Origin of the sequence: Micromonospora sp. AMSO12t (assembly GCF_008806585.1) — a bacterium.
GTDB lineage: Bacteria > Actinomycetota > Actinomycetes > Mycobacteriales > Micromonosporaceae > Micromonospora > Micromonospora reichwaldensis.
In genome coordinates, this window is the sequence record NZ_WAAS01000323.1 from 1 (window position 1) to 6,687 (window position 6,687).

The following is a 6,687-nucleotide window of genomic DNA, read 5'->3' on the forward strand; positions in this document are numbered from 1 at the left end:
CTGAGGACCCACCCGGCAGGGTGGTCAGGCGGGGGTCGGGGGCGCGGGCGTCGGGCGCTGGCGGTGTTGCTGGATGGTGTCGATGACCCGCCAGACGACGGCGGTGATCGGCACCGAGACGAAGGCCCCGGCGATGCCGGCGATCAGGGTGCCGGCGGTCACCGCCACCAGGATCACCGCCGGGTGCAGGCGCACCTGACGCTTCATGACCAGCGGCTCCAGCAGGTTGCCCTCGACCTGCTGGACGGTGATCACGGCGGCGAGGACGAGCAGTGCGGTCACCGGCCCCTTCGCCGCGAGCGCGACCAGCACCGCCACGGCGCCGGCCACGGTCGCCCCGATGATCGGGATGAAGCCGCCGAAGAAGGTGATGAGCGCGAGCGGGAAGGCCAGCGGCACCCGGAGCACCACCAGTGCCAGGCCGATGCCGATCGCGTCGATCGCGGCGATCAGCATGGTGCCCCGGCTGTATGCGCCGAGTGTCCGCCAACCCATCCGGCCCGCCTCGGCGGTCACCTCCCGGTTCGGCCCGGTCGTGCGGGACAGCGTCCAGCGCCACATGGACCTGCCGTCCTTGAGCAGGAAGAACAGCAGGACGAGCGCGAGCAGCGCCGAGCCGAGCACCTCCGCGGCCGTCCTGGCGCCGGAGACCGGGTCGACCGAGCCCTGCCCGAGCCCCTGGCGGGCCTGGTCGAGCAGCTGGTCGAGCTGTCGGTCGCTGACCGGCAGCGTCGAGGTCACGAAGTCCCGGGTCCGTTGCAGGCCCTGCACCAGCTCCTCGCTCAACTCGCTGAACTGGTTGGCGGTGAGGCTCCACACCAGCGCGCCGACGCCGAACAGCAGGCCGAGCAGCAGCAGTACGGTGAGCAGGGCGGCCAGTGCGGCGGGCAGATGGAGCCGGCGCAGCGCGAGCTGCACCGGGTCGAGCAGCGCGGTGAGGAAGATGGTGACGGCCAGCGCGATGGCCAGCGGCGCGAGCAGCACCGCGATCTTCCCCAGCAGGTACAGCCCGGCGACGATCACCACCAGGCAGGCGCTCCACACCACGGCCGAGCGGACCAGCCAGGGGAGCGCGGCCCAGGTCTGTCGGGAGCCGGCGCCCCGGCCGGGCGTTCTCTCGGGCGTACGCCCGGCATCGTCTGCGACCACGTCGGCCCTCCTCGATCTCCGGCGAGTCGGTACCCGGCCGGCGTCCCTTCGACACCCGCGTCCCCTTTCACGCTAGATGGGCGGCCGGGGCGTCGGGGGCGACCGCCGTTTCCCGACCGCCCCCGGGCCGCTGCTCCGTCGCGTTTGGGCCCCCGGGCCCAGGGAAGGCAGGGATCGGAACCGGCTTCGAGGAGGACCCCGATGAGCGACTTCATGGACAAGGCCAAGGACTTCGCCGACAAGCACGACGAGCAGGTCGACAAGGGCATGGAGAAGGGCGGCGACATGGCCGACAAGCGCACGGGCGGCAAGTACGACGAGCAGATCGACAAGGGCGTCGACCAGGCCCAGGCGCGCACCGGCGAAGGCGACCAGGTCCGCTGAACCCCTCGTAGCGTCCCGGGTCGCCGCGCAGGCAGGTGGCCCGGGACGACTGTTTCCTGACGGATCGACGCGTACCGCTAGCCAAGGATCGATGACTCTCGCTACTATCCGCAGTCGGAACATGACTCAACGTGGAGTCGTCCCCGACCGGACCGGCGCCCTCCCCTTGGGGCGCCGTGACGAGAGGAAACCATCCGGTGACCGAGGCCCCCGAGACGACCGTCCCCCACCGCTATCCGTTCAGCGACCCCGACCGGCTCAACCTCGACCCGCGCTACGCCCGGCTGCGCCGGGACGAGCCGCTCACCCGGATCCGGATGCCGTTCGGCGAGCCGGCCTGGCTCGCCACCCGGCACGCCGACGTCCGGACCGTGCTCGGCGACGCCCGGTTCAGCCGGGCCGCCTCGGTGGGTCGGGACGAGCCCCGCAACTCGCCGCGACAGCAGGAGGGCGGGATCCTGTCGATGGACCCGCCGGAGCACACCCGGCTGCGTCGGCTGGTGGCGAAGGCGTTCACCGCCCGCCGGGTGGAGGAACTGCGGCCCCGGACCAGGGAGGTGGCCCACGAGCTGGTGGACGGCATGCTCGCGGCCGGTCCACCGGCCGACCTGGTGGAGCACCTGGCCACCCCGCTGCCGATCCGGGTCATCTGCGACCTGCTCGGCGTACCCGTGGCCGACCAGGACCGATTCCACGCCTGGTCCGAGGCGATCGTGTCGACCACCTCGTTGAGCCCGGAGCAGGCCCAGGAGTACATCGACAGTCTCCTCGCGTACATGGGCGAGCTGATCGCGCGGCGGCGCGAGCAACCCACCGACGACCTGATCGGCGCGATGGTCCGGGCCCGGGACGCCGACGACCGGCTCGCGGAGGACGAGGTCGTGCGCCTGGCCGCCGGGCTGCTCGCGGCAGGGCACGAGACGACGGTGACCCAGATCCCCAACTTCGTGTACGCCCTGCTCACCCACCCGGACGAGTGGGCCCGGCTACGGTCGCGGCCGCACCTGGTGCCGGCTGCCGTCGAGGAGCTGATGCGGTACGTGCCGCTCGGCGCGTCCTCGGCCTTCGCCCGCTACGCGATGGAGGACGTCGAGGTCGGCGGCGTGCTGGTACGGGCCGGCGAGCCGGTGGTGGTGTCGATCTCGTCGGCCAACCGGGACGAGACGGTCTTCGCCGACGCGGACCGGCTCGACCTGACCCGGCAGGTCAACCCCCACCTCGGCTTCGGGCACGGGGTGCACCACTGCGTTGGCGCGCAGCTCGCCCGGATGGAGCTCCAGGTCGTCCTGGAGACGCTGATCGCCCGCACGCCCGACCTGAGGCTGGCCGTGCCGGAATCCGAGCTGACCTGGAAGAGCGGCCTGCTGGTCCGGGGGCTCGTCGCCATGCCGGTGAGTTGGTGAACAGATGAGTGCGACGGACGAGCAGTGGCGGGTGCACGTGGACCCGACGCGGTGCATCGGGTCGGGGATCTGCGCGGGCACCGCGCCGAGGCACTTCGTGCTGGTGGACGGGTTGGCCCGCCCGCTGGCCGAGCGGGTGGCGCCGGACGACGCATTGGTGGACGCGGCGGACTCCTGCCCGATGGAGGCGGTCATCGTGTCCGAGGCGGACGGCCTGCGCCGGATCGCCCCGGAGACCTGAGCCGGCCGGTGACATGCCGGTGGCCACGCCCCGGGCCGGGCGTGGCCACCATGAGCGGGGGCGGTCAGCGCTGCTGCTGGCCCAGCTCCGCCGTCGACGTGACGCGGCCGCTCAGCGCGTCCCGCATCCGGTCCACCAGGCCGGCGCCGGGGTTGAGCAGCCGGTTCGCCGGCGGCCGGTCGGGTGCGGCCGGGTGCGGCCGGGTCGGAGCGGTCTTCTTGGTCGCCTCCACCTTGCCGGCCAGTTCGACCATCTCCTCGGTGGCGACCGCAGCGCGCAGGCGGGGGAAAAGGTCCGACTCCTCGTCCTTGACGTGGTGCCGGATCGTGCTCGTCAGGTGCGCCAGGAGCTCGTCGAAGCGCGGGTCGGACGGGTCGACCGACTCGAGCTCCTTCATGGTCCGCTCGGCGTCGGCGTGCTCGGAGATCTCGTGCTCGGCGATCTGGTCGCCGTCCGGCAGCGCCTTGCGGGCGGTCGGATAGACGTGCATCTCCTCGGCGACGGCGTGCCGGACCAGCTCGGCGATCACCACGTCGGCCAGCTGCCGACGGTGCTCGGGGGTGCCCTGCCGGCTCTCCAACTGCACGAAGAGCGCCTCGACCTCACGGTGGTCGGCGGTCAGGACGTCCACGACGTCCTGACCCCTGATGTCCTGTGGGTTGGTCATGTCTGCCCCTTACCGGTTGCGGAACGGTCGGTTGTGGGCCTGGTACCCGGGAACCGTCCACCGAACCCACCGGTCATCGATGTGTCGCCGACCCGCGTCCCGTGCTCGGCGGGCGCCCGTCGCGCCGGCACGGCAGAGGGCCGGCCCCCGTAGGAGGCCGGCCCTCGGCGGGTCGGATCAGGACGAGTAGCCGCGCTCGGCGGTCCAGTTGGCGACCTTCTCCAGGGTCATCCAGTACTCCCCCTCGGGGGCGGCCGGGTCGGCGATCCGGATCAGGTCGCCGCCGTCCCGGTAGCCGACCAGGGTCAGGTAGTGCCCGCCCTCGTACGAGTGCGGGTTGCCGACCGTGTCGACCGCGGTGCCCTTGATGTTGGCCACCACCGGCCGGCCCTTGTCGAGGGCCGCGACGACGTCGGACCGCAGCCGGTCGACCTGCTCCGGCTTGGCCACCGGATCCGGGATCTCGGTGGTCCGGTATCCGCCGCCGGTCAGCTCGTTGAGCACGCGGGTGATGTCGAGGGCGGAGTCGGTGCCGGCCTCGGTGGTGCCCAGCCTCTTCGCGACCTCGTCCTGGGGGAGCGCCCGGCCCAGCGCCGACAGGGCGATCCGGGTCGCGGCCGGACCGCAGTAGTAGAAGTTGGGCTGCGCCTGGTACTCGATGCCCACGGCGCGCTCGGCACGCCGGTCGGGGCGGCCGTTCTTGGCGGCGCGGTCGTCCGTGTGCACCGCGCCGACCGGGGTGGTCGTCGCCGGCGCCGCCTGGGCGGTCACCGCCGGACCCGCGAGGCATCCGCCGGCCACCAGCAGGCCGGCGATGGAGAGACCGCTCTTCTGGACGATCGGATTCATGGTCGGGCTCCAATCGGGGGTCGACGCCGCCGGGGGGACCGGGGCGCACAGCACCGGGAGAGGCGCTCGGCTCGGGGAATTCGACGGCCCGGGGCGGTCGGCCCACGGGGCGTACTCAGGGATGCAACGGCCCTGCTCCGATGGGCATTCCGGGCCCGCGACCGGGGGCGCACCGGCCGCACGTCGAGGTTCAACCGGGCCACGGGCGGCAGGATTCCGGCGTACGGATGCCCCGCGTCACACCCGGACCGGTCAGGCGTACGTGGGTGGCGCGGGACGGGACGAACCGGTCAACCGGTCACAGGCTGCCCAGCAGGCGCGTCACCGTGATCTCGATGACCACCCGGTCCGGATTCGGGCGGGGCGTCCGGTAGCGCTCGGCGTACCGGCGCTCGGCCTCGGCGACGGCCGGCTGGTCGGAGCGCACGACGGCCCGCCCCTCGATGGTGAGCCAGCGCCGCCCGTCGACGTGGCAGACGGCCACCGGGGCGCCCCCGGGGCCGGCGGCGGCGACGTGCCGCGCCTTGCGGGACGCGCCGCCGGTGATCACGCGGGCCAGCCCGGTCGACGCGTCGAAGGTGACCCCCACCGGTACGACGTGCGGGGTGCCGTCCCTGCGCAGGGTGGTCAACGTGGCCAGGTGCCGTTCCCGGCAGAACGCCACGACCCGCTCGTCGTGGGGCGCCAACCGATGGTCGCCGGGCATGTCCGTCCCCTGTCTCGCGGTGCGGCGCCGATCATGGCACGCGACGGTCCGCCCGGTCGGCGCCGGACGGCGCGTCGGGTGCCCCGGGCAGCGGCGCGCTCGCGGCGCGGCGCTGCCGGACCAGCCGACCCAGGTAGAGCAGCGCGCCGGTCAGCACCGCCATGTCGTCCAGGTAGATGGGGTCGGGAAGCAGGTCGATCGGCAGGACGGTGTAGAGCATCGCCCCGTAGAAGGCGAGCTTGCCGTTCAGCCCGAGCGTGCCGAGCAGGCGGCGGGTGCGGATCACGCGGACGGCCAGCACCACCGCGCCGACCAACGTGACGACCGCCACGACGCCGACGACGATCCACGCCTCCCTGGACATGCCGTCACGCTAGCCCAGCGGGACCGGTTCCGCCCGGCCATGCCGGTCAGTACGCGGGAACCGCCGCCCGGCCCCGGGCCACCGACGGCACCTCGCGGCCGGTCAGCACCGGGAACTCCCGGGTCTGCTCCGCCACTGCGGCGCCCTCGACAAGCGGCAGCAGCGACTGCGACTCCTCGGGGCGGCGGTTGACCGCGGCGAACGCCTCGTCCCGCAGGCTGCGCGCCGCCTCGGCGGCGTTCTCGGCCGCCCGCCACGCCGCCTGCTCCCGCTCCCGGGCCGCCCGCTGCCGGGCGAGCAGGTGGTCGCGTACCGCCCGGCGCAGCACCAGTTCCTGCTCGACCGGGTGCAGCCGGGGGTCCCACCCGTCGCGGTGCGCGAAGACGTCGCTGAGTTGTTCGACCGACAACTCCTTGCGCCAGTACGCGTCGAGGGCGGCCCGGTGCAGGAAGCGCTCGCGCTCGGCGTACTCGGCGGGCGTCCGGACGGTACGCGGCAGGGGCATCGCCTCGGTGACCGCCAGCCGGCGGACGTCCACCTCGGCGGCCTCGTACGCCTGCCAGGCCGCCTCGACCTCCTCCTGCGCGGTCAGCCACTCGGCCCGCAGGCGGGCGGCGGTGGTGGCGGCCCGTTCCGCGGCGACCGAGACCTCCCCCGCGTACCGGGAACGTTCGCGCTCCTCCTCGGCCCGTTCCAGCTCACTCGGCATCGCGGCGCGCCGGATGCGGGAGCCGGCGTCGAAGCGGAGGCGACCGGGACGCAGCACCAGGCCGGCCACGGTGACGGCGACGACCCCGAGCAGGCTCAGCCAGATTACGGCGGCCCGGGGCACGTCGAGCAGGACGGAGGAGAACACGTTTTCCATGGTCAGCACCTCGCGGTCGATCGAGGGAATCGACAGGGTCTGTGCCCGGCGTACGGGCG

General features: G+C 73.5%; 9 protein-coding genes. 3 read left to right on the forward strand and 6 right to left on the reverse strand.

Translation table 11 applies throughout. The annotated features are described in order from the left end of the window. Positions 1-24: 24 nt before the first annotated feature. On the reverse strand, positions 25-1,149 hold the full coding sequence (locus F6X68_RS29220; protein WP_151457269.1) for an AI-2E family transporter: 1,125 nt from the start codon (positions 1,147-1,149) through the stop codon (positions 25-27). Positions 1,150-1,350: 201 nt separating this feature from the next. On the opposite strand from F6X68_RS29220, the gene F6X68_RS29225 reads away from it, so the two are divergent. From F6X68_RS29225 to F6X68_RS29235, 3 genes are all read left to right on the forward strand, one after another. Beyond that, on the forward strand, positions 1,351-1,533 hold the full coding sequence (locus tag F6X68_RS29225) for an antitoxin (protein ID WP_151457270.1): 183 nt from the start codon (positions 1,351-1,353) through the stop codon (positions 1,531-1,533). 197 nt (positions 1,534-1,730) lie between these two features. After that, positions 1,731-2,936, forward strand: a complete 1,206-nt coding sequence (locus F6X68_RS29230; RefSeq protein WP_151457271.1) for a cytochrome P450 — start codon at positions 1,731-1,733, stop codon at positions 2,934-2,936. A 4-nt stretch (positions 2,937-2,940) separates the two neighbouring features. Further along, positions 2,941-3,177, forward strand: a complete 237-nt coding sequence (locus F6X68_RS29235; protein ID WP_132231878.1) for a ferredoxin — start codon at positions 2,941-2,943, stop codon at positions 3,175-3,177. Positions 3,178-3,241: 64 nt separating this feature from the next. Here F6X68_RS29235 and F6X68_RS29240 read toward each other — a convergent pair whose 3' ends face one another. The 5 genes from F6X68_RS29240 to F6X68_RS29260 all read right to left on the reverse strand — a co-directional run. Then, a complete protein-coding gene (locus F6X68_RS29240) occupies positions 3,242-3,844 on the reverse strand; it encodes a hemerythrin domain-containing protein (RefSeq protein ID WP_151457272.1) in 603 nt (200 codons plus the stop codon). Between the two features lie 177 nt (positions 3,845-4,021). Next, positions 4,022-4,693: a C39 family peptidase gene (locus tag F6X68_RS29245; RefSeq protein WP_151457273.1), complete on the reverse strand. Its 672-nt coding sequence runs from the start codon at positions 4,691-4,693 to the stop codon at positions 4,022-4,024. A 298-nt stretch (positions 4,694-4,991) separates the two neighbouring features. After that, a complete protein-coding gene (locus F6X68_RS29250; protein WP_151457274.1) occupies positions 4,992-5,399 on the reverse strand; it encodes a pyridoxamine 5'-phosphate oxidase family protein in 408 nt (135 codons plus the stop codon). A gap of 31 nt (positions 5,400-5,430) precedes the next feature. Further along, positions 5,431-5,763, reverse strand: coding sequence for a DUF1232 domain-containing protein (locus F6X68_RS29255; protein WP_151457275.1), 333 nt, complete (start codon positions 5,761-5,763; stop codon positions 5,431-5,433). A gap of 46 nt (positions 5,764-5,809) precedes the next feature. Beyond that, positions 5,810-6,687 (reverse strand): hypothetical protein (locus F6X68_RS29260; protein ID WP_225852496.1); only part of this gene is annotated, 878 nt, incomplete at its 5' end.

Coding starts and splice junctions, on each gene's coding strand:
- F6X68_RS29225 (WP_151457270.1), top strand. CDS start 1,351: ATGAGCGACTTCATGGACAAGGCCAAGGACTTCGCCGACAAGCACGAC.
- F6X68_RS29235 (WP_132231878.1), top strand. CDS start 2,941: ATGAGTGCGACGGACGAGCAGTGGCGGGTGCACGTGGACCCGACGCGG.
- F6X68_RS29240 (WP_151457272.1), bottom strand. CDS start 3,844: ATGACCAACCCACAGGACATCAGGGGTCAGGACGTCGTGGACGTCCTG.
- F6X68_RS29245 (WP_151457273.1), bottom strand. CDS start 4,693: ATGAATCCGATCGTCCAGAAGAGCGGTCTCTCCATCGCCGGCCTGCTG.
- F6X68_RS29250 (WP_151457274.1), bottom strand. CDS start 5,399: ATGCCCGGCGACCATCGGTTGGCGCCCCACGACGAGCGGGTCGTGGCG.
- F6X68_RS29255 (WP_151457275.1), bottom strand. CDS start 5,763: ATGTCCAGGGAGGCGTGGATCGTCGTCGGCGTCGTGGCGGTCGTCACG.